General features: G+C 41.3%; 24 protein-coding genes. 1 reads left to right on the plus strand and 23 read right to left on the minus strand.

What is annotated here, in order from left to right; all coding sequences use genetic code 11:
- Position 1: 1 nt before the first annotated feature.
- From QT711_RS00285 to QT711_RS00345, 13 genes are all read right to left on the minus strand, one after another.
- Positions 2-709 carry a DnaD domain-containing protein gene (locus QT711_RS00285; RefSeq protein WP_317941491.1) on the minus strand — a complete coding sequence of 236 codons (708 nt, stop codon included), beginning with the start codon at positions 707-709 and terminating at the stop codon, positions 2-4.
- A 32-nt stretch (positions 710-741) separates the two neighbouring features.
- On the minus strand, positions 742-2,037 hold the full coding sequence (asnS, locus tag QT711_RS00290; protein ID WP_317941492.1) for an asparagine--tRNA ligase: 1,296 nt from the start codon (positions 2,035-2,037) through the stop codon (positions 742-744).
- A 77-nt stretch (positions 2,038-2,114) separates the two neighbouring features.
- Complete coding sequence (locus QT711_RS00295) at positions 2,115-3,308, minus strand: pyridoxal phosphate-dependent aminotransferase (protein ID WP_317941493.1); 1,194 nt, start codon at positions 3,306-3,308, stop codon at positions 2,115-2,117.
- A gap of 53 nt (positions 3,309-3,361) precedes the next feature.
- A complete protein-coding gene (locus QT711_RS00300) occupies positions 3,362-3,841 on the minus strand; it encodes a cell wall elongation regulator TseB-like domain-containing protein (RefSeq protein ID WP_317941494.1) in 480 nt (159 codons plus the stop codon).
- Positions 3,842-3,880: 39 nt separating this feature from the next.
- On the minus strand, positions 3,881-6,685 hold the full coding sequence (gene dinG / locus QT711_RS00305) for an ATP-dependent DNA helicase DinG (RefSeq protein WP_317941495.1): 2,805 nt from the start codon (positions 6,683-6,685) through the stop codon (positions 3,881-3,883).
- A 179-nt stretch (positions 6,686-6,864) separates the two neighbouring features.
- Complete coding sequence (gene panD, locus QT711_RS00310; protein ID WP_317941496.1) at positions 6,865-7,245, minus strand: aspartate 1-decarboxylase; 381 nt, start codon at positions 7,243-7,245, stop codon at positions 6,865-6,867.
- Positions 7,220-8,119: a pantoate--beta-alanine ligase gene (gene panC / locus QT711_RS00315; protein ID WP_317941497.1), complete on the minus strand. Its 900-nt coding sequence runs from the start codon at positions 8,117-8,119 to the stop codon at positions 7,220-7,222. The genes panD and panC overlap by 26 nt, the downstream gene beginning before the upstream one ends.
- On the minus strand, positions 8,109-8,954 hold the full coding sequence (gene panB / locus QT711_RS00320) for a 3-methyl-2-oxobutanoate hydroxymethyltransferase (protein ID WP_317941498.1): 846 nt from the start codon (positions 8,952-8,954) through the stop codon (positions 8,109-8,111). Before panB ends, panC begins: the two co-directional genes overlap by 11 nt.
- Positions 8,955-9,323: 369 nt before the next feature.
- Positions 9,324-10,307, minus strand: a complete 984-nt coding sequence (locus tag QT711_RS00325) for a biotin--[acetyl-CoA-carboxylase] ligase (protein ID WP_317941499.1) — start codon at positions 10,305-10,307, stop codon at positions 9,324-9,326.
- On the minus strand, positions 10,285-11,469 hold the full coding sequence (locus QT711_RS00330) for a CCA tRNA nucleotidyltransferase (RefSeq protein ID WP_317941500.1): 1,185 nt from the start codon (positions 11,467-11,469) through the stop codon (positions 10,285-10,287). Before QT711_RS00330 ends, QT711_RS00325 begins: the two co-directional genes overlap by 23 nt.
- Positions 11,469-12,602, minus strand: coding sequence for an N-acetyl-alpha-D-glucosaminyl L-malate synthase BshA (gene bshA / locus QT711_RS00335; RefSeq protein WP_317941501.1), 1,134 nt, complete (start codon positions 12,600-12,602; stop codon positions 11,469-11,471). Before bshA ends, QT711_RS00330 begins: the two co-directional genes overlap by 1 nt.
- A 24-nt stretch (positions 12,603-12,626) precedes the next feature.
- Positions 12,627-13,427, minus strand: coding sequence for a 4-hydroxy-tetrahydrodipicolinate reductase (dapB, locus tag QT711_RS00340; RefSeq protein ID WP_317941502.1), 801 nt, complete (start codon positions 13,425-13,427; stop codon positions 12,627-12,629).
- Positions 13,427-13,753, minus strand: a complete 327-nt coding sequence (locus QT711_RS00345; RefSeq protein WP_398295224.1) for a nucleotide pyrophosphohydrolase — start codon at positions 13,751-13,753, stop codon at positions 13,427-13,429. The genes dapB and QT711_RS00345 overlap by 1 nt, the downstream gene beginning before the upstream one ends.
- A 105-nt stretch (positions 13,754-13,858) precedes the next feature.
- On the opposite strand from QT711_RS00345, the gene QT711_RS00350 reads away from it, so the two are divergent.
- Complete coding sequence (locus QT711_RS00350; RefSeq protein ID WP_317941504.1) at positions 13,859-14,731, plus strand: YitT family protein; 873 nt, start codon at positions 13,859-13,861, stop codon at positions 14,729-14,731.
- Between the two features lie 416 nt (positions 14,732-15,147).
- Here the strand turns inward: QT711_RS00350 and QT711_RS00355 are convergent, their stop codons facing one another.
- The 10 genes from QT711_RS00355 to QT711_RS00400 all read right to left on the minus strand — a co-directional run bounded on the left by QT711_RS00355 (position 15,148) and on the right by QT711_RS00400 (position 23,624).
- Positions 15,148-15,822 carry a zinc metallopeptidase gene (locus tag QT711_RS00355; RefSeq protein ID WP_317941505.1) on the minus strand — a complete coding sequence of 225 codons (675 nt, stop codon included), beginning with the start codon at positions 15,820-15,822 and terminating at the stop codon, positions 15,148-15,150.
- A gap of 73 nt (positions 15,823-15,895) precedes the next feature.
- Positions 15,896-16,465 (minus strand): DUF1405 domain-containing protein, encoded by a 570-nt coding sequence (locus QT711_RS00360; protein ID WP_317941930.1) that lies wholly within the window; start codon positions 16,463-16,465, stop codon positions 15,896-15,898.
- 124 nt (positions 16,466-16,589) lie between these two features.
- Positions 16,590-17,357, minus strand: coding sequence for a menaquinol-cytochrome c reductase cytochrome b/c subunit (locus QT711_RS00365; protein ID WP_317941506.1), 768 nt, complete (start codon positions 17,355-17,357; stop codon positions 16,590-16,592).
- Between the two features lie 54 nt (positions 17,358-17,411).
- Positions 17,412-18,086, minus strand: a complete 675-nt coding sequence (gene qcrB / locus QT711_RS00370) for a menaquinol-cytochrome c reductase cytochrome b subunit (RefSeq protein WP_317941507.1) — start codon at positions 18,084-18,086, stop codon at positions 17,412-17,414.
- Between the two features lie 22 nt (positions 18,087-18,108).
- On the minus strand, positions 18,109-18,612 hold the full coding sequence (locus QT711_RS00375) for a ubiquinol-cytochrome c reductase iron-sulfur subunit (protein ID WP_317941931.1): 504 nt from the start codon (positions 18,610-18,612) through the stop codon (positions 18,109-18,111).
- Between the two features lie 207 nt (positions 18,613-18,819).
- Positions 18,820-19,269 carry a DUF2487 family protein gene (locus tag QT711_RS00380; RefSeq protein WP_317941508.1) on the minus strand — a complete coding sequence of 150 codons (450 nt, stop codon included), beginning with the start codon at positions 19,267-19,269 and terminating at the stop codon, positions 18,820-18,822.
- 56 nt (positions 19,270-19,325) lie between these two features.
- Complete coding sequence (locus QT711_RS00385; RefSeq protein WP_317941509.1) at positions 19,326-19,877, minus strand: ReoY family proteolytic degradation factor; 552 nt, start codon at positions 19,875-19,877, stop codon at positions 19,326-19,328.
- Between the two features lies 1 nt (position 19,878).
- A complete protein-coding gene (locus tag QT711_RS00390; protein ID WP_317941510.1) occupies positions 19,879-21,144 on the minus strand; it encodes a tetratricopeptide repeat protein in 1,266 nt (421 codons plus the stop codon).
- A 48-nt stretch (positions 21,145-21,192) separates the two neighbouring features.
- Positions 21,193-22,491: a 3-phosphoshikimate 1-carboxyvinyltransferase gene (gene aroA, locus QT711_RS00395; RefSeq protein WP_317941511.1), complete on the minus strand. Its 1,299-nt coding sequence runs from the start codon at positions 22,489-22,491 to the stop codon at positions 21,193-21,195.
- A gap of 17 nt (positions 22,492-22,508) precedes the next feature.
- Positions 22,509-23,624: a prephenate dehydrogenase gene (locus tag QT711_RS00400; RefSeq protein WP_317941512.1), complete on the minus strand. Its 1,116-nt coding sequence runs from the start codon at positions 23,622-23,624 to the stop codon at positions 22,509-22,511.
- Between the last annotated feature and the right edge of the window lie 6 nt (positions 23,625-23,630).

The following is a 23,630-nucleotide window of genomic DNA, read 5'->3' on the forward strand; positions in this document are numbered from 1 at the left end:
CCTATTCCCGTTCCTCCAACCAATTATAGAAAGGTGCTTTTTTTACAGCTGTTCCATGCGTTGTCGGAGGTTGGACGTTTATAGTCCGAAATGATTTTGTTTGTTTTTCTACATCAGCCAACGTCTTGACATTCTTTTTCTTCCATTCGAAAAGAATTCTGTCAATATACCGTAAACTAAGTTTTTGTGCAAGCACTGCTTCTTTCAATGCAGCTTTAATGATTTGTGCGGAATGACCATCTTGATCGATCCACATGGCAATCGTTTCACATTCCATTGGCGATAAAAGACGACCGAATTCCTGTTCAAACAATGAAAAGACTTCGCCTTCCGCTGTACGATTGTCTTGTGCTTGTTCAGCAGTCTCTTTTGCCAGAGCAATTGTCATGAGCCGGTTCAACAGTGGAAACATGGAAAACTGTTCAAATAAGACGCCTGAAGCATCCTCATCCTGTTGAATTTCTAATAAGCCTCTTTGCATGAGTTTTTGTAAAATAGAAGACACTTGGTTCTCCGTTAAATGCATTCTGTCTGCCAAGTCTGTCGGAGTAGGAAATTGAGCACCTGCAGCTTGAAAGGAAAACATATGCATGAGTAACATTGCATCGATATCTTGAATGTCCAAAGACTTGTAATGCTGAAAAAAGAGCTGGGAAATGGTTACATTTCCCTGCTCAATCCATAAACGGAGCCGTTCTTCGTCTTGCATGTCGAACACCTCATTCGTATGTTAGTGCGTGATCAAGGATACAAACGATTCAACAGACGAGGGAATGGAATAGACTCCCTAACATGTTCTACGCCGGAAATCCATGCGACTGTCCGCTCTAAACCTAACCCGAAACCTGAATGCGGAACAGCACCATATTTACTAATATCTAAATACCATTCGTATGCCTTTTCATCCAAATTGTGTTCTTGAATACGTTGTTTCATCAACGCATAGTCATGAATACGTTGTGATCCACCAATAATTTCTCCGTACCCTTCAGGAGCGATCAAGTCCGCACATAACACAACATCATCTCGATCAGGGTGTGGTTGCATATAGAATGGCTTAATGCCTATTGGATAATGTGTAATGAACACAGGCATGTCAAAGTTCTCGGCTATAGCCGTTTCATGCGGAGCACCAAAATCATCGCCCCATTGAATATCGTCGAACCCTTTTTCGTGTAAGAATGTAATTGCATCATCGTACGTAATTCTCGGGAATGGAGCTTGGATTTTTTCAAGTTTTGATACATCACGACCAAGACGTTCCAACTCGAGTGGACAATTTTGAAGTACAGATTGGACAATATGCGCGACATATTGTTCTTGTACTTCTAAGCTTTCAGCATGCTCAACGAAAGCCATTTCAGGCTCAATCATCCAGAACTCAATTAAATGTCTACGTGTTTTCGATTTTTCAGCACGGAAAGTCGGTCCAAATGAGAAGACTTTCCCAAGTGCCATCGCCGCTGCTTCCATATATAACTGACCGGATTGTGACAAATAAGCATCTTCATCGAAATACTTCGTATGGAACAATTCAGATGTTCCTTCAGGCGAAGAACCTGTCAAAATAGGCGGATCGATTTTCACAAAACCGTTCATATGGAAAAACTCGTATGTTGAACGGATGATTTCATCACGAATTTTCATAATGGCATGTTGTTTACGTGAACGCAACCAAAGATGACGGTGGTCCATAAGGAATTCCGTACCATGTTCTTTTGGGGTGATCGGATAGTCCACTGCTTCGTGAATGACCTCAATGCCTTTCACTTGTAGTTCTACTCCGAATGAAGAGCGCTCATCTTCAGTCACTTCTGCAGTAATATAAAGCGAACTCTCTTGGTTAAGCGACTTTGCTGTAGCAAAGATGTCCTCTCCCACGACTTCCTTCACAACAACTCCTTGTACAAAACCAGATCCATCTCGAAGTTGTAGGAAAGCGATTTTTCCGCTTGATCGTTTGTTTGCCAACCACGCACCGATTCTTACCGTTTCACCAACATGGTCTGGCATTTCATGTATCATTATTGTTTTCATAAGTTCCTCCATAAGTATGACATTTCGTTTAATTGCGGCACCCTATATTAACCTACCGCTTTGCACAATATACTATTTTATTCTTTCCAATTCGCTTTTACAAATGAATGAATTCGGCTAACCGCTTCCTCCAATAAGTCAATGGAAGTTGCATACGACAAACGGATTGTATTTGGAGACCCGAAACCTGAACCAGGAATGACAGCAACTTTTGCTTCGGTTAACAATGCCGCCGCAAAATCGTCAACGGACGAAAAGCCTGTTTTCTCCATTGCTTCTGACACTTCAGGCAGTAAATAAAATGCCCCTTGCGGTTTAATGACTTTGAAGCCTGGAATTGCAACAAGTTGAGGATAGATCCGCTCTAGTCTTGATTCGAAATCTTTTCGCATTTCTTCCACAGCATCTTGTGGTCCGTTATACGCCTCGATTGTCGCGTATTGCGAAGTTGTTGTTGGATTAGAAGTTGAATGACTCGCTAAGTTCGTCATTGCACTAACGACTTCTTTATCACCAGCAATATAGCCAATCCGCCAGCCTGTCATTGAATGTGATTTGGACACACCATTAATGATGAACGTGCGATCTTTTGCGTCTTGCGACAATTGTGCAATTGAAACATGTTGCTCTGTTCCATAGATTAATTTTTCATAAATCTCATCGGAAATAATCCAAATATCCTTCTCCTGACAAACCGAAGCGATCTGCTCTAATTCTTGACGAGAATAAATCATTCCTGTCGGATTACCAGGTGAATTAATTATGACCGCTTTTGTCTTATCCGTAACAGCCTCTTTAATTTGTGTTGCTGTCACTTTAAATTGTGAAGAAGAAGTACTATCGACAAAAACCGGTTTCCCACCAGCAAGTTTAACTTGTTCAGGGTAGCTGACCCAGTACGGAGTTGGAATGATTACTTCATCCTCAGGATCTAAAATGACTTGGAAGAGCGTATAAAGCACATGTTTAGCACCGATACCAATCATAATCTCAGCACGTGAGTAGTCCAGTCCCTGGTCATGCTTGAGCTTTTCGATCACTGCATCTTTAAGCGCTGGCAAGCCACCTGAAGGTGTATACTTTGTCTTGCCCTCTTGCATGGATGCATATGCGGCCTCCAGGATATTTGCTGGCGTATTATAATCAGGTTCTCCTGCGCCTAAACCAATTACATCAATGCCCGCTTCTTTCATCTCTTTTGCTTTTGCAGTAATCGCAAGTGTAGTTGATGGACTCAATGTACTTACACGATTTGCCAGTTTCTTTGTCATCTGAATCTCTCCTTTTTGCCTGCTCATCTAGTCTCTAGTGATGGATATAGCTATTAAAGATTTAATATCCGCTTCCACCATTCACCGTTTTCAAAAAAGACATATACATAATTCAACTTTCCATTTTCACTTTTAAAAGCAACTTCCCAAACAGGATATTCACCTTCTACACCAAGTGTAACGTGAAGAATTTTGTCCACTTTCAGCTCTGATTTGACTGTTTGGATAGCTTGCTTAGAATCAATTCCGTCTTCCAATTTCACTGAATCGAGGATTTTGCCACTTTTCTCATCTACAAACACTGCCTTCTCGATTCCTTTTTCATCTTTACCGAATACAGTCACCATGGATATCGTACCATTGTATATTTCCGCATGCTCGATGGACAGCAATTCACCAGACTGCTGTACACTCTTTTCAGCATTTTGCAACGCTGCTGAAAACGGCTTTTGTGCATTGGTGAAGATGATTGTAACGAGAACAATCGCTAAAGCTAACAGGAATGCCGAGAAAAATTTTATCCAATTCATCATTATGCATCACATCCTACTCTCGACACAACAGTATGCCAACTAGTCATCCTGCTTTCGCTTACATTCTGTTTCATTATAACAATCTTCGAGCTCATTCACCATACGTTCTAATGATACTCTTTTTATCGGTACGTTAGGTAAAGCATTTAGAAAACGTCGACCATAAGACTTTGTTTCGATGCGACGATCTAAAATGATAAAATACCCTCTATCATTAGACGATCGGATTAATCGCCCAAACCCTTGCCTGAATCGAATAATCGCTTCAGGTAACGCCAACTCACTAAATGAATTAGCACCACTAGCAGTCAATCGATCAGCTTTCGCCTTAAAAACGACTTCATCTGGTGACGAGAACGGTAGACGTACGATAATTACTGCAGTGAGTGCCTCTCCAGGAACATCGACCCCTTCCCAAAATGAATTCGTTCCAAATAGAACCGACTTATCGAACTGTCTAAATGACTTCAGCAATTTCATACGGCTTCCTGAACTTACACCTTGAGCAATTAATGCATAATCATTTAGTAATTCACTCTCTAAAATCAATTCATATGTTTTGCGAAGCATATCTTGTGAAGTAAATAGGACAAACAAACGGCCACCAGTAGCTATGACGGTTTGGATAACTGCATCTGCAACCGCTTCAATATAAGCACTTTGGGATACATGTTGAATAGAAGGCATGTCTTCGACAATAAAAATCGAGGACTTATTATAAAAATGCAACGGTGCTTCAAACGCTTTAATAGGCACCGTATCGGCGATCCCTAATTGACGGGTTACGAACCGCTCATCATCTTTTACCGTCATCGTGCCTGAAGTCCATACAAGCCCTACTTGCTCATCTTTTACTGCACTTATGAATTCCTTCATAATTCTTGAACCATCTACGGGTGTTTTAATGACTGTTAAACTGCCAGGCAGACTCCGATTATCTTTTTCCACCCAAACGGTATAGTTTTCCTCTTCTCGTTCAAGGAAAACAGTAACCCATTGAGCCGCCTTAATTTTCAGTTCCCTTATCCAATAATCCCATTCTGCGATGAAAGCATGTTCATTTGCCGACATCGACTGTTCGGTCATATGGAGCTCATTTCGTACACGCTCAGCAAGGTAAATATATTCGGTCATCTTTTCAGCCACTCGTAAAAAGGATTGTTCGAGTCCACTGACTTCGTTTAAACGGAATACAATTCGATTCCCTAAATTTGAATTGCGTTTTGGGAATTTACGCGTTGTCAATAGCATCGCTACATTGTCAAATGCACTTACAAATTGCTCATAGGCATCGTTCAACTGACGAAAAACAGCTGAACCACCTGTACCCAATTTCCTGTGCAACTTCATCATCCGGTGCAATAATTGTCCGTCAGCATCTGAACCTAGTTGGCCCATAATGTATTTCCAATTCATATAGGAAAAGACCGTTTCATGCACTTTTGATGCCGAATGGATGAATTGATGCGCTTCGTCAATAATTAAACCAGAAAACAAATGGAACTTCTTACGGCTCTGTTGAAAATCCGCCACTAATAACGAGTGATTTGTAATGATCAGGTTGGCAGTTGAACAAGCCTTAATCATACGTTCGTGGTAATCTGCATCTTTTTCATCTTCTCGTAATTGATTGGAACGCTTGCGGATTCTGTCAATAAATAACTGTCCACCACCCGATACGTTTAACTCTGTCAAATCCCCCGTCTCTGTTTGTGTTAGCCAAACGAGAATTTGCAAAATTGTAAAAGTCTCATCATACGACTCGTCTGTTATACGTAATAATTCCTCAAATTTGCTGAGAGAAATGTATTGCTCTTTGCCTTTTAGAACGACAGCAGTACATGAGATTTCCAGCATTTCTTGTATTTTACCAACTTCGTCAACTAAAATTTTATCAACTAAGTGATTTGTAAACGTACTAATAATAACGGGTTTTCCTGTTTGTAGTGAATGGATAACCGCAGGCAATAAGTAGCCGATTGTTTTTCCGATGCCTGTCGGAACTTCCGCCACTATCTCTTCTTTCGTCGTCAGCATCTTCCAAACGACATCCATAAAGCGAAGTTGTGACTCCCTCCACTCAAATGCAGGAAAAACTTTTGACAGTTTTTTCACTTTCTCATCATCCGTAAACGGAAATGAACAACGTGCTACCGCAATTCGATTAGGATATGAAGGTTGTCGATAAGGAATCCCTCTAAATAAAGGGAGATTGTTAACATTTCCTGTTTTACGAACGTCTGACAAAGCTTCATGAATAAGTGTGGATATGTTTGATTTCAACGAAAAAGAACGTCTGTGTAAGAGGTTCAAGGTCTCTGCTGGCAAAGTTCGAAGTTTAGCTAAAGCCGTTAACAACAAATAAGCTGTCGCTTCAGCGTCATCATCCGCTCGGTGTGCTGTTGGAAGTATGATGTCTAGGTCTTCCGCAAGGTCTTGCAACCGATAACTAGTAGAAGATGGAAATAGAATTTTCGCCAATTCGACTGTATCAATTTTCTTGCCTGACCAAGCCGGTACTTGGCATCGTTTAAACTCACTTTGTAAAAATGCAAGATCAAAATCCGTATTATGTGCGACAAAAACTGTTCCTTGTAGCATTTCGGAGACAGTCAATGCAATCTCTTCAAATGAAGGTGCTGCGCTTACTTCACGATGTGTAATTGACGTCAATTGTTGGATGAACACAGGTATTTCACGGAGGGGATTTACAAAGCTTGAGTATTTCCTGACAATTGTACCGTCCTCAACGAACACAATTGCAATTTGTATAATCCGATCTCCTTTTGAAGGCGAATGTCCTGTCGTTTCCAAATCAACGACTGCATATGTACGATTATCCATTCAATCATCAACTTCCTGTATTGGATACTACAGCAGATTGTATCATATTCAGCCTAAAGTTTGCGCAATTACATACTTATCAGCTCTATTTAATTTTTTGGATGTTAGAAGTAGCATTCAGTTTTGTATGCAATTGAAAAATACTGATGAAAGAAAGTTCTTCTCTCATCAGTACAAAATTACGCCTCTACGCCTGCAACTTCTTTCATCACTTGTTGAATCCGATTCTTTTCATCCATTAGGAGTACGGTCGGTTCATGTGTTGCCGCTTCTTGATCGGTAACGTACACATAGGAGATGATAATGACAATATCTCCAGGTTGGACAAGACGGGCAGCTGCACCATTTACACAAATAACTCCACTTCCCCGTTCCCCTTCGATGATATACGTTTCAAAACGTGCACCATTGTTATTGTTAACAATATGGACTTTTTCGTTCGGCAACATCCCTGCCGCATCAAGCAAGTCACGATCGATTGTTATACTTCCCACATAGTTTAAATTGGCTTCTGTAACGGTTGCTCGGTGTAGCTTACTGTTCATCATCATTCGAAACATTGTATCCACCCTTAGTTGACATAATAATATTATCTATCAATCTTGTCGTTGAAAACTTTATTGCACACGCGATTATCATTTCATTCGTTTCTTCTGTAACTGGTCCTAAACTTGGATAATCCAACACTTGTACGTAGTCAATGGCGCCACTGCTTGTTGAAGTGATGAATTCCGCAATTCTTCGTTCTACCTCTTCAGGTGAAACACTCTCTAACAACCAGTCAATCCCTTTTTGCAACGCTTGATAAATGACAGGCGCTTCCTGCCGTTCTTTACTTGTCAAATTGACGTTCCTCGAACTCTTTGCCAATCCGTCATTTTCACGCACAATTGGCACACGAACAATTGTTGTTGGAATATTATAGTCTCTGACAAATGTCTCAATCAACGCAAGTTGCTGGGCATCTTTCATGCCAAAATACGAACGATCTGGCGCGACAATGTTAAACAATTTCAAAACGACTTGCAACACGCCATCAAAATGACCAGGTCGGGAGGCACCACATAATTTGTTCGCTTGTGGACCCGGTAAAATGCGGATGCCGCCATCATTTGGATACATTTCTACTACAGACGGAGCGAAGATGATATCAACGCCTGCTTCTTCTGCTAACTTGGAATCTCTATTCAAATCTCTTGGATAGGATTCGAAATCTTCTCCAGGACCAAATTGCGTAGGGTTCACGAAGATACTCATGACAACTAGATCATTTTGCATCTTTGCTTGTTTTACCAGTTCAAGATGCCCCTCATGTAAATACCCCATCGTCGGAACAAAACCAACCGTAGAGCTTGACCGATCCATAGAGTCCAGCAGTCGTCTTAGTTGTTCGATCGTATGGACGACTTGTAACGTATTTGTTTTAACGTTCATCTGTTTTGCCTCCGTATAAAGCGACCAATTCTTGTTCGTGCATGGAAAAACGATGCTGATCGGAAGGGAAACGTACAGACTTCACTTCTTGCACATATCCTTGTAATCCATTCCGAATTTCGTTTCCAATGGTTGCATAGGACTTTACGAATTTCGGAACGTGATGGTTTCCATATAAAACAGTATCATGGAAAACAAGCACTTGGCCATCTGTCCCTGCCCCTGCACCAATTCCAATTGTCGGGATTGAAACTGCTTTTGAAACTGCTTCTCCTAACTGATAAGGAATACATTCAAGTACAATCATGCAAGCTCCTGCCGCTTCACAAGCTACTGCATCTTGAATAAGGCGTTCTGCTGCGTCGGCAGTCTTCCCTTGTACTTTATAGCCCCCTGCTACAGCAGCTGATTGCGGAAGTAACCCAAGGTGTGAGACAACAGGAATACCTGTTTCCGTCAACAATCGTGTCATTTCGATGACTTTCCCACTACCTTCAAGCTTCAACGCATTTGCTCCTGTTTCTTGAAAAATCCGAATGGCTGATTGTAGCGTTCTATCTTCCGAACCATGATACGAACCAAAAGGCATATCAACGACAATGAATGTCTCCTTCGCTCCACGTCTCACAGCTTTCCCGTGATGAATCATGTCTTCGACAGTGACAGCTGCCGTTGTCTCATACCCTAAAACGACCATTCCGAGTGAATCGCCTACGAGTAATACATCAACTCCCGCTTCTTCAGCAAGTTGTGCAGACGGATAGTCATATGCGGTCAACATGACAATTTTTTCATTCTCTTTCTTCATCTTTTGAAAATCGGTTGTACGTTTCACAATAACCCTCTCCTTTTTTGTAGTAAAAGGAGAAAACCGGAAATCACACACATTGGCCACCTTCGATTAGACGACTGGATGATTCGAGTAGAACCATTGCCAATCAAGCCAATTTTCTACTTGCATAGGAATGTAGACTGAGCACCCCTACCATGCAAATAAAACCCTTCCATCCAAAAAAGGACAGAAGGGTTGTGTTATCATCGATTTGGTTTCCTCCGTCCCTGTCTTTTGCAAGATCAAGGCAGAACGTATTTAACTGGAAAAACAAAAGAACTTCTTCAGGTGCAGTTCCGACTGATACTGCCCTTCGCACTTACTATACCAAATTGATAGAACCTTGTATAGTTGTAGAATTCTTATTCTTCATTAACTTTCCAGGACGATATCCGCGGAATAAATTCCACGAATGGATCCATCGTCCAATTTAAGCTCTAACAGTCCTTCATCAGAAATGCCGAGTGCCAGTCCTTCAATTGTTTCATTTAACATAACCGCGCGGATTCGCTTACCTGCCGTATTTGAATAACCTTCCCATAGAAGTTTAATTGGCCCAAATCCATGTTTTTCGTACATGCTCGTATACAATTCTAGAAAGCCTAAAATCGCTGCAATAAGTTTTGCCCGATTGATTTCTTGCCCTGTTGCAATTTTTAATGAAGTAGCAATTGAATGCAGTTCCTCAGGAAAATCGTTCACTTCATGGTTAATGTTCATACCAATGCCAATAATAATCGCTTTTACTCGGTCCGGATCTGCCTGCAATTCTGTCAAAATGCCCGTCACTTTTTTACCATCGAGCATAATATCGTTTGGCCATTTAATCGTCGCTTCTATATTGACGACTTCCTCAATCGCTCTAACGATGGCGACTGCGGCGACCAAAGTCATTTGAGGCGCTTGTTGTGGTAACAATTCCGGACGAACGATTACACTCATCCAAATCCCTTTATGCGCAGCTGAACTCCAAGGACGCGACAACCTTCCTTTACCGCCACTTTGTTCTTCTGAAACAATTAGCGTCCCATCTGGCGCATCGTTTTGTGCAAAATCGTGAGCAATGAGTTGAGTCGACGCACATGTTTCAAAATGAGTAATGTGTCGACCATACCGCTTTGTTTTTAAATATTGTTGAATTGCAGCACCATGTACACGATCAGGTGATGAAATCAATACATACCCTTTTTTACGCACGGATACTATTTCATATCCTTCTACTTCGAATTCTTTTATATATTTCCAAACCGCTGTTCTGGAAAGCCCAAATTCATCCGCAAATTCTTGTCCGGAGATTGGTCGTCCATCTGCTTCGAATAACCTTTTCAGTAACTCATTTTTCACGTTTGTATTCATTTAGAAACCATTCCTTTATACGAAATGCATCATTGTCGCATTGTTGATGTAACACCGCCGACTCAATTTTATCCATCCATTCACCGACCCAACGGCCACCTCTTTGACCAATCCACTCCATCAAGTCTTTACCATTTACTTGCAAATCATCTTTTGAATGTATCGGCAACGCTTCCCAAGCTGATGTCAAATGCTCGTAGCTGACACGTTTACTTTCTGGATAAAGTGCATGATAGAGCTTTTCGGCGGTCCACAACACGTCAATTGAGTGAGCGTATAAGTCAACAATGGTATAATCGTTTTTTTGTCTGTTGAAAAATGCATGCGCGACTTGTGTTAAAAAACCTTTTTCCCGATTCGACATTTTATAGGCTCTTGCTAATTCAAGTGGTGTAAAATGTCCGATTCCCATTAGCATCGCCCACCCTTGTTCCGGTCCTTCAAATGGTGCACAGTGCAATAACTTTTCTGAAGTAGTGAAGAGGGGTAAATAGGCCGATAAGTTCGTTTGCGCAATTGCCTTGAGTGCTTGTCCCACATATTGACCAGTCCACAATTTGTCCATTTCCATTTTTATGCGTTCGATGGACACATACCGAATTTTCTCGGCATGTCGTGTAATTGCTAAGCTAGTTTCTTCTTCAATCGAAAAGCCTAATACGGAAACAAATCGGATTGCTCTCAACATTCTTAATGCGTCTTCATTGAAGCGTTCATCTGGATTCCCTACTGCCCGTATCAATCCATGTGCCAAATCTGTTTGGCCGCCAAAAGGATCGATAAGATCTCCTGTCCGCGTCAATGCTAGTGCATTTATCGTAAAATCCCTTCTTTGCAAATCATCTTTTAGAGTCCGTACAAAGTGAACTGCATCAGGTCTACGATGGTCGGAATACGTGCTTTCTGTACGATACGTCGTCACTTCGATGGGCTCATTTTGCATGAGGACAAGCACTGTTCCATGCTCGATTCCTACATCAATTGTCTGGGAGAAAACGTTCTTCACCTCATTCGGAAAAGCTGATGTCGCTATGTCGAAATCATTTGCTACTTTCCCAAGGAGGTGATCACGCACTGCTCCTCCTACAAAAACAGCTTCATAACCGGCTTCTTCCAATTGACGAATAACTTCTTGACTACCTTGCGAACCAAATGATTGCATCATACACATTCAGCCACTTCATAATAGATTTTTTCATAGGCGATAACGATCGCTTCAGAATTGAATTTGTCCCTTACTGTATGAATTGCTGCTTGTTGAAATTGTTTGTGTACACTTGGTTCTTGAAGAAGCGACAACGCTTTTTCTGCTACTGCCTTAATGTCTCCAAGCTTTACAAGATAGCCGTTCACGCCGTCTTCTATTACTTCAGGAATGCCACCGATATTCGTTCCGATAGCAGGAACGCCACAAGCAAACCCTTCTAATAGCACTAAACCAAACGCTTCTTTCTCAGATAACAAAAGCATAAGGTCACTAATTGCCAACAACTCAGGTAAGTCATCACGCTTTCCTGTAAAAATGATGTCAGCATCCAAGCCGTTTTCTTTTGCCTTTGCCATCATCTCTTCTTGCTCCGGACCAATTCCAACAAGCACCAATTTCGCTTCGACTTGTTGGCGAATCAATTTAAAACTGTCGATGACATCGCCAATTCGCTTGACACTTCGAAAATTGGATATGTGAATGAGAACTTTTTCTTCCTCACGAATTCCCAAGTCTTGTTTTAACGTACCTGGATTGACTGGACGGTATCTTTCTTCATCTATAAAATTGTATATCGTCTTAATCTCTTTTGTTGGGTCAATTAATGCAATTGTATCCTGTCGTAACGATTCTGAAACGGCTGTTGCACAATTCGATTTTTCAATACCGTACCGCACCGTATTCCGTAGAGCAGGATCCTGCCCTAGAATCGTAACGTCTGTACCGTGCAACGTCGTAATGACACCGATTGTAGAACCTGCCATATCTTTTGCTAAAGCTGCTGATATTGCATGTGGAACCGCATAGTGCACATGCAATAAATCGAGTTTTTCTTCAACAATCACTTGCGCAATACGATTGGCTAAAGCAATATCGTATGGTGGGTATTTAAACACTGCGTACCCGTCTATTTTAACTTCATGGAACTGAATGTTTGGATGGACATCAGGAATACGAAAAGGTCTGCTCGATGTAATATAATGCATCTCATGGCCTCTTTCCGCCATTTTTAATCCGAGCTCAGTTGCGACAACGCCAGAGCCACCTAAAGTAGGATAGCAAATCACTCCGACTTTCAACTTTCTCACTAAGAACACCTCTTCTATAAAACGTTAATCGATAATATGTTCAAGCCCATAAACAAGCTCTTTCCGTCCCATCACTTCACGAATTGCAAGCATAATACCTGGCATAAAACTCTTTCTGTCAAAGGAATCGTGACGGATTGTAAGCAGTTCGCCTTCTCCACCTAACAAAACTTGTTGGTGTGCAAGCAAGCCCGGTAATCGAACACTATGGATTTTCATACCATCCACATCTGCTCCACGCGCCCCATCAATATGCACTTGCTCTTCAGGATGCCCCTGTATGTGGGCAGGTCGATATTGTTGAATCATCTCAGCAGTTTTCACAGCTGTTCCGGAGGGCGCATCCAACTTTCGGTCATGGTGTAACTCAATGATTTCAACATCCCCTAAATAACGAGCAGCTTGCGCTGAGAACTTCATCATAAGTACTGCTCCAAGTGAAAAATTTGGCGCGACGATACAGCCAATTTGGTGCGACTCCACTAAGACAGCAATTTCATCCAACTGGGATCTCGTCAAACCCGACGTTCCGACGACTGGATAGATTCCTAATTCGATTGCCGCTTGAACGTTCACGAACACTGCATTTGGATCTGTCACATCCAATAACACATCGGGTGCATGATGTTCAGCAAGTTCGGCCAAACTTGTATAAATCGGTATGCCATGACATTGATCGTTCACTGTCGAATTATGTACATGCAACCCATCGTATTTATAATCAAGTGCTGCAACGACGATTGCATCGTTTGCTTCTTCAATTGCCTGGATGGCGGTTGTACCCATTCTTCCACGCGCCCCTGCAATAGCTACTTTAATCGTCATTATTGCTCCTCCTTTTTCGTCCAACGATCCACATCACGCTCTTTAAATTTCATTAACACTTTTTCTAATGCCTCGTCTAAACGAATTCCTTGTGAATTGGCAAAACAAATGAGGACAAATAATAGGTCCCCTGTCTCCTCTTCAAGAGATTTAACCGTTTCAGTATTTTTCTTCTTTTTCATGCCATGCACATGTTGTACTTCCCGTGAGAGTTCACCTAACTCTTCTGTTAAACGTGCGATTAATTCCATCGGAGGGAAGTACCCTTCTTTAAAACCGTTAATATACGTATGTACTTCTTCTTGCAGAGCTTGCATTGTTTTCATTTCCTTCAATCCCTCCATTTGTTATCGTATTCATTTGCAGAACTATTGTCAAAAATTGAAGAATCGATGATAATAAACTAAGTCATCCAGAAAGGTGGTCATCATTTGTTACAAGGACTAAAAATTAAAAACATATTTTTCATCGTATTAGGAGCAGCGATATTCAGTTTTGGACTTGTTCATTTTAACATTCAACATGAATTAGCTGAAGGTGGTTTCACTGGAATTACGCTAATTCTTTTGTTTGCATTTAAATGGGATCCTGCCATCATGAACCTCGTGTTAAACATTCCAATGTTTTTAATCGGATGGAAATTGCTAGGAAGAAGAGCATTCATTTATACGCTTATCGGAACTGTCGCCGTTTCAGTCTTTTTAAAAGTATTCATGAAATACCAATTTACGATACATATGGAAGATGATATGTTTCTTGTCGCCCTCTTTGCGGGTGTTTTCATCGGTATCGGTTTAGGAATTATTTTCAGGTTCGGCGGAACAACAGGCGGTGTAGATATTATCGCACGTTTAGCCCACAAATACATAGGATGGAGCATGGGAAAAACGATGTTTATGTTCGATGCCTTTGTCATTCTCTTATCGTGGGCTGTTTACTTAGACTATCGATCAATGATGTATACGTTAGTTGCATTATTTGTCGGTGCGCGTGTCATCGATTTTGTCCAAGAAGGTGCTTACGCTGCAAGAGGTGCGTTCATTATTTCTGATATGCAAGATGCAATCGCTTCAAAAATTGCGCTCGATATGGAACGCGGCGTTACAGTATTGCGTGGCTACGGGCATTTTACAAAGTCAGACAGAGAGATTTTGTATTGCGTCGTTGGAAAAAATGAAATCATTCGCTTAAAAAACATTATTACATCCGTTGATCCACACGCATTCGTTTCTGTTACAGATGTTCACGATGTATTAGGGGAAGGCTTTACGTTAGATGATAAAAAGCAACCTTTGGAGATGTAGTTATACATTTTTATACTGAAGGATGAAATTGCGTGTAGCCGCTATACTGGGCCGCACGCTCTTTTTTGTAGGGAAAATGCTAGTACATTATTTGACAGTTCTAGTGGAGTGAATGTATGGAAATGCTGCTTATGCGGTGTTTGGAGCGGTTAATGCGGCGTTTGGAGTAGTTATGCGGAGTTTACGCGATTAATGCACCGTTTGGAGCGGTTATGCCGCGTTTGACAGAATTATGCGTTGTTTCGGCTTGGTATGCCGCGTTTGACGGAGTTACCATCTGACACACAGTAAATTTTCTTATTAGTAACACAGATTGTCTACAAAGCTGTCATGTTTAGATGACAAAAAAGAAAAAGTGAAATAGAGCGGGCTCCATTTCACTTTTTTACTAAAAAGGTTACACATTACACGATCTTTTATGAATCATCTCTTGCTTGAAAAATATAAATCAGACGAACCAATTCCATGACAGCAACTGCTGTTGCAGCAACATAGGTCATAGCAGCGGCGTTAAGCATCTTTTTAGCATGTGGTTCTTCTTCATTTCGGATAATCCCTAACTCAATAATTTGATTCATTGCGCGATTGGATGCATTAAACTCAACTGGTAGAGTTACAATTTGGAACAATACCCCAACTGCCATTAAAGCAATACCAATGCCCAACAATGAATTGAACGCCGTGGAAAGTATTCCGATTATAATGAAAATCCATGAGATATTAGATGAAATACTCGCTACAGGCGCAAGACGGTGGCGGAAACGAAGGAATGCATAGGCTTCCTTATCTTGAATCGCATGTCCGACTTCATGCGCGGCAACCGCAGTACCTGCAACTGATGCGTGATGGAAATTGTCTGAAGACAACGCAACTGTTTTTGTTAAAGGATTATAATGGTCACTCAAGAAACCTTTGTGTTCGACAACTTTAACATTCTGTAACCCATTATGGTCAAGTATTAAACGTGCGACTTGTGCTCCTGTCATTCCAGATGTAGAACGCACTTGCACATATTTTTTATACGTACTTTTAACTTTGAATTGAGCATACAACGGAAGCAACATGATGATGCCCAAGTATACAAAAAACATGTTCAATTCCCTCCCTTTTCTCTACGTATATTTTATAACGTCTACCATGTAAGCGCAACTTTTTACTATTATGCTATAACAGTCCTGCTTTTTCCTTTTTTCTCAATACTGTATACGCAATAGTGATACAAGCGATCGATAACCAAAATGTAAAATAACCGATTTTGTCTATATGTTTCATTAAATCGTAATAAATCGGCATTTGTCCGAAAACATAATCAATGACATCGTTATGCAGTGTCCAAATCGCACCGATAACAAGATGACTAAAGCGAAATTTATAAAACGGAATGTAGAGAATTGCTTGAACAGCCATTGCAAAATGTGAACCGATGAGCATCCATCCTTGCCAACCGATTTCACCAATTTCTGCTAATGTCAAAAGATTCATGACGACTGCCCATAAGCCATATTTCACAAGAGTAATGAGCGCAAGCACTTCAATTAATTTAAAATTCTTGCCAATCAACCAACCGATAATCGCCAAAGAGAAAAACAAACTCGCGGTCGGACTATCCGGCACGAAAATCCAATAGATCGGTTCAGTGTCTTCAAGTTGCCACATGTACCAATCATAGCCATATACCGTGCCTAAGATATTGATAAATAATAAAATCCATAAAAAAGATTTGTGGGATAACATTAACCAAATCCGCGTTACGATCGAAATGACCACCAGCTCCCCGTTTTATATGTATATATGTATGGTATCACTTTCAACTAAAAACTTGTAAAGAAAAAAGAGTCAGTTTCCTGACTCTTTTTTGTTACTCACCTGATTTTAAATTAGCAAGGAATTCAGCAAGCACTTGAAGGTCTTCTTCAGATCCTGTCCATTGTCCTGCTGGCATTGTGCCGACACCGTTATGAGCAATATCAACAATCTCTTCAGCTGTTAATCCTGTATCCGCTAACGCAGGTCCAAGGGCGCCTTGGAAGGCATCACCATGACATTGGATACAAGAGGATCCAGCATAGATTTGATACTCAGCAGATTCTGGATCAAATGAAACTTCTTCACGGATTTCACCTTGTGCTTTTGCTTGTTCCCAGTTATGGTTCACAACTGATTCCCATGTTAAGTAGAAAATTGCAGCAAATGCAAGAAGCATGAATCCTGTTGGCAACGGTCGCTTGAATGGACGACGTTCTTTTGAAGTATCCATGAATGGTACAAGCATTAGCGCACCAACTGCTAGTCCTGGCATAACGATTGCTCCAATGACGTTGTATGGTCCGGAAGCAAATTCATATTTCAATAATTGATACATGAATAGGAAATACCAGTCAGGTAGTGGGATGTAAGTTGTATCTGTTGGATCCGCTTGACGTTCAAGTGGTGAAGGATGCGCAACAGTTAAAATTAAGTATCCAATTAGGAAAATTGCACCGATAATCCACTCTTTCAAGAGGAAGTTCGGCCAGAAAGCTTCAGTTTTACCCGGATATTCCGAGTAGTCTTTTGGGACATTGGATTTCCGGTTTGCTGGAATCCTGGAGTCACCAACAAATTTCATACCTTTTCCGCGATGCATGTTGTCCCCTCCTTCTTCTAGTTTCAGACAATCACATCAAGTTGGATGTAAATTTTATAGTGGACCAGAAATACCTTGTCTTCTGATCATGATAAAGTGTGCTGCAAGCAACCCAAGCAAAGCAGCTGGTAAGAAGAATACATGAATGGCAAAGAAACGTGTTAATGTTTGAGCACCTAAGATTTCAGAATCTCCTGCTAGGAGAATTTTAATCTGCTCACCAATGAATGGAACGGAAGCTGCAATTTCGATACCAACTTTTGTAGCGAATAATGCTTTCATATCCCATGGCAGCAAGTAACCAGTAAATCCAAGGCCTAACATTGTAACAAAAATAAGAACACCAACTACCCAGTTTAATTCACGTGGTTTCTTATAAGAACCTGTAAAGAATACACGTAAAGTATGTAGGAACATCATCACGATAACGAGTGAAGCTCCCCAATGGTGCATACCACGCACAATCTCACCGAATGCAACTTCATTTTGAAGGTAGTAAACGGATTTCCAAGCATTCTCAACATCTGGCGTGTAGTACATTGTCAAAAACATTCCAGATAGTATTTGGATGACTGTTACGAAGAATGTCAAGCCACCAAAGCAATAGATAAATGCGGAAAAGTGATGTGCAGGGTTTACGTGCTCAGGTACTTCATGGTCAGCAATATCACGCCATATCGGGGTGATATCCAACCGCTCATCAACCCAATCGTATAGTTTGTTTAGCACTTCGGTCGTACCCCCTTACATTTTAAACTAATGTGTTTGGAACAGTTTTTCCAATATGCACGTAACCATCCACGATTTCAACCAAATACTCATCTAGTGGTCCTAAAGGTGGTGTTCCAGCTACGTTTTTACCGTTTTTCTCATAACGTCCGGCATGGCAAGGGCAGAAGAATTCGTTCTTATGGTTGTCCCCTTCCCAGTTAACGACGCATCCAAGGTGCTTACAGACAGGTGAAAGTGCGATTACTTCGTCGCCTTCTTTATAAACCCAAGCGGTGTTTGAAACGTCGGATTTATACCAACCATCTTTTCGATCTTTAATCGTAAAGTCAACACGCACAGGTGTTTCAGTCAATTCGTCAACTTTTTGGGAAGTTGGAACAAATTCACCTTCACCTTTTGCCTGCAAGACTGGATCGACTGCAAAGCGGACCATCGGCATGACTGCGGCTGAAACCATAAATCCACCGACGCCCATCAATGTGTAGCTTAGGAATTGGCGCCTTGACACTTTGCTGCTCATCAGTTTCCCTCCTCTTACTCCAAAATCAGTCCAACGGACATACTTTTATTAATTGTAATACTAGGACATATCTATGATATATCAATATTAATGTAAATTCAATCCTGCATTCCTTAGTTACCCAAGAATGTGAACAAATAATGAATTCTGTATGTCAGATTAGCAAAATTTTGAAGCTAAATCTCGATTACTTGTAAGATTAAAATCAGATTACTGCTTTGACCATTGTTCTGTAAATTTCGGCAATAATTGGCGAAGTTGATCTTCCAGTATGGAATTACGCAATGACGGCTCCATACTTTCAAGAGGAATTGAAGGCATCCAAAGTACTTGACCTGGCAAGTCCATTTCATTCCATTCGTGATCGGTTGTCAGGAAAAATACATGTTTAAATGATGTTCTTCTAAAATCACTCAATGTCGTTTCTGCCATTTTTGCAAGATCAGTTGAAGCGGTGTAACTGAATGGTGGCGAAAACATCATACGACCTTTAAATTGCATTTCAATCAGCGAGCTTAGTTGCATGACAAATTCTGTCGAAGATGCGCTTGTCTTCATATTATCCATGTTCAACTGCACTTTTACAAGCGGGACGACTAATGTGTCAATATATTCTTTTTGTTGCAAATATGTATCCATATCTTTGCCTGTCCAATTCATCACTATTCACTCCTAAACAATTTCAAACAAATGACTCCACCTTAAGGATGGAGTCATCAGTCATTTGTAATCATCATATCATTCAGCATCGCAGATAAGATAAGAAAACGTTCTCGATCATTGGCATCTAGTGCTTCATCTACACGTTTTCTAAGTAAATCCAAGGACATTGATGCTGCACTCTCTTCTAACAATTTCTCCGCAATTTTCCGATCTCTAGCGCTCACTTGCAACTCTACCGGCAAGAAAGGATTTTCTTCCCGTACACTAGCATAGTGTGGACAAGAATGACTGTTTGGGAAATTCAACTGGATATACATCTTTTCATCAGGATGGAGCCGAAGATCATGGAATGATTTTTCCGCATCGGCTGTCATCAAATTCCCTTTGTAAAAACGGAAAGGGATACTTTCGGAATTTGTCGTTGAAATTACCATCGCCCGCGGGCAATAATGTGCTTCATCCGTAAAGTGGACGTTTTGAAGAAGTTGCTCATGGCTAAGAAGATAATTCAGTATCCACACACATTCCCGGCGCTTTAACTTATAGCGCTTTAAAAACCATCTTACAAAGTCTTTTTTGGCAGCGACAGGAATCATGGCTGTCATATCACACCTCCTCGTCATTCAACGTTTCAAGAAAAGCGCTCCATTCCTCATGGGGTTCTATCTTTAACAGTGCTCTAACTACTTCGATAGATTCGTCTCGTTTTCCTTCATCTAAAAGGAATCTTGCGTATTTATCCAAAAACGTTAAATCATCTTCCATACCAGCATATGCTTTACTGTAAGATACGTATGCATCGTCAAAACGTTCCTCACGTTCCAATGCAAATGCTTTGAATGCATGAAGTATCGGCAGATCCACTTGTCCATCCGGCATTTCTGACAGCAAACTTAACAATTTGTCGTCCTGCTCCTTCTCGTTATACAGGGAAGACAACGTAATGAGCGCTTCCATATATTCGGGGTCAAGCGCAATTGCTTGCTGCAAATGCTCTTCAGCTTCCTCTGGCAAACCGAGCTTCAAAGCAGATTTTCCTGCAGACAATCTTAATTCCTTATCAAATTCATCCCGTGCAATGCCTTTTTTGAAAAATTCATAGGCTTTGTTGTCGTTACCTGATTTTGAACACGCCTGACCCGCCAGCATATAGGCCGAAAAGTAATCAGGATCCATTGCAATTAAGTCCTCTAACATGTTACTTGATTTTTCGGCATCCCCGCTCTGATAGTACGCATAAGCTGCACCAAATAACGTATCGGGGACTACCTCATCCTCTAACAGAAGTTCGTAGAATGGAATTGCGTCTTCGTAAGCTGCGCCGGCACTGTATGTTTCAGCTAGGCGTAATGGGATACTTGTACCTGCGATGGAGCGATGACCTTCATCATACAACTGAGAGAAAGATTTGGCCGCTTCGATATATCTCCCCCCATCAAGAAGCAATTCCGCTAACGCGAATCGGATAACCGGTTCGTGTGGAGCGATTCGTTGAGCTTCTTTCACTTTCCCGATCGCAGCCTCTGCCATACCAATCATCTGGTAGTAGTCAGCAAGCGCCATCAATGCTTGCACATACTCTTCTTGATCGGGCGTGATTTCTGAGAGTAGCAGTAACGCATCATCTTCTTCTCCCAATTCCAGTAATGTTGAAGCTCTGTCAATTTTCAGTTGCGACTCTTCAGGCATGTACGTAAGCAACGTTTCATATATATGATCCGCCTGTCCAATATACCCGTAAGACACGATCATGCTAGCGGCTTCGTAAAGCAATTCAAAATCCTGCGATCGTTCCGCCTGATCAATTAACTCATTTAGTTTTTGAATGTCTCCATCCAGGATTGCCTGTTCAAAATCTTGTAACTGCACCATATTTTCACCTGTTCCTTCATGTTGTATACATTAGGAAAATTATTCTTATCAGCCATTGTTGACGAGCGCTGTCAAATGCTCAAAGAAGTTTGGATAAGACACTGCAATGCAAGCCGGGTCTTCAATAATCACTTCTCCGTCAGCAACTAACGATGCAATCGCTGCCATCATACCCAGTCGATGGTCACCATAGGAGTTCATGCTAGTCCCCTTTAATGGCGTTGGTCCGTGTATGATCATTCCATCCGGAGTTGCTTCGATGGATGCACCTAACTTCTTCAATTCAGTCGTGACTGCTGCAATGCGATCCGTTTCTTTTACACGAAGTTCAGCTGCGTCTTTTATGATCGTTGTACCTTCAGCCTGTGTCGCTAACAAAGCAATAATCGGCAATTCGTCAATGAGCGTTGGAATAATCTCTCCGCTTATTTCAATACCATGTAAAGTGGCTTTGGAAACCTTAATTGTACCATAGGATTCACCTCTGCCACCAGTTTCCTCGTGTACGTCAATGGCAGCACCCATCTGACGCAATACTTCAATAATTCCAGTCCGTGTTGGATTAAGGCCAACCTCCACAATTTCAACGCAACTATTTTCAACCATTGCAGCAGCTGCCAAGAAGAATGCGGCAGATGAAATATCACCCGGTACTTTTACAGATGATGCTTGAAGTGTTTGCCCCCCCTCAATCGTTACCGTGTTCCCATTCGTTTCAATCGAGACGCCGAATTGTTCAAACATCCGTTCAGTATGGTCACGTGAAATTGCCGGTTCCGAAACGATAGTCTTTCCGGTCGCACGTAAACCTGCGAATAAAATAGCAGACTTTACTTGTGCACTCGCCACTGGTACATGGTACGTCATTCCACTTAACTCGCCACCTTTTACTGTAAGTGGCAAATATTCATCGTCTTCCGCGCCTACAATTTTTGCACCCATTGACTGTAAAGGAATTGTAACTCTTTTCATCGGTCGTTTGGATAAGGACTCGTCTCCTGTTAATACTGAAGAAACGTTTGAGCCAGCTAAAATTCCAAGCATCAGCCTAGCAGTCGTACCGGAATTACCCGCATACAATTCATCTGATGGCGTTGTCCAATTTTCGATACCCGGGCTATCAATTGTTACATTAGTCCCCTGCCTTTCGATTGAAACACCTAATTGCTTAAAAATTTCAATCGTCCGTAGGCAGTCTTCACCTTCAAGAAAACCTTCCACGGTTGTTCTGCCTTCAGCAATCGCCCCTAACATAATCGAACGATGCGAAATGGATTTATCCCCAGGTACTTTTATTGAGCCGTTCAATCTCGGCTTATGAAATTGTAAGGTTTTTTGTTCAGCCATGAATAGCTCCCCTTTTACTAAAGTATGTGCATGCTGTAATCCGTTTTTGTAGATAGCGCATTTCTTGCAGCTTTTCGGTCATCAGCTGTTTGGAAGCTGATAACAAGAATTCCGTATACATCAGTACGGGTCTCTACAATTCGTATATTCGTTAAACTAATTTCTTCCTCTGCCAAAATTTTTGTGATTTCTGAAATGACACCCGGATGATCCGGTATGTCGATATGCAAATCGAATGTCATGTATAATGCCCCTTGCACTGCTCCCTCATATGTGGATGGCAGGCGGTCCCTGTACTGCTTGGCGTCTGCAAAGAAATCAAAAATCTCTTCAGGATTGTTTGCTAACAACATGCTTTTAATGCGGTTCATTTCATTCAACCAACCATCAAGTTGCTGAAGTAATTCCGTTTGGTTTTGGATTGTAATGTCCCGCCACATTGTAGGATCTGCTGAAGCAATCCTTGTTAAATCACGAAATCCGCCAGCCGCTAATTTTTTTACGAATGGTTGGTCGATTTCTTGCTCCGCTAACCTTCCGACTAGTGAGGAAGCAACAAGATGAGGGAAATGGCTGACAATAGCTGTCATGCGATCATGCTCACTTGCATCCAAAACAACGATTTTACCTTTCGTTGCAGTCAATAAATTTGCTAAGCGGTCGACTTTTAATCGTTCTTCATTTTCTAAAGGGGTCAAAATGTAATAGGCATTCTCAAATAGGTGTGCTTTCGCTGCAGCTACACCACTTTTGTGCGAGCCCGCCATTGGATGCCCGCCGATGAATGTAATGCCTTGTTCCGTAAACCACTTAGCCGCTTCCATAATTGGACTTTTTGTACTGCCTGTATCTGAAATGATGACATCTTCTTTTAGTGACCATTCTCGCGCTTCTTTCATTAACGCAATCGTTGTATTGACGGGTGTCGCAAACAAAACGAAATCAGCATTTTCACATGCTATTTTTGCTGATGGCGCAATTGAATCGATAATGCCTCTCCGATATGCTTCATCTGCTGACGAATAAGAACGATCGAAACCTGTAATATGTAAATCGAGATTCCCCCGTTTTAATGCAAGCCCAAGGGAACCTCCTATTAAGCCTAATCCAATAATTGCTACCGTATTCTTCATAATTAC

The sequence above is a fragment of the Sporosarcina saromensis genome (genome assembly GCF_033253735.1).
Classification (GTDB): Bacteria; Bacillota; Bacilli; order Bacillales_A; family Planococcaceae; genus Sporosarcina; species Sporosarcina saromensis.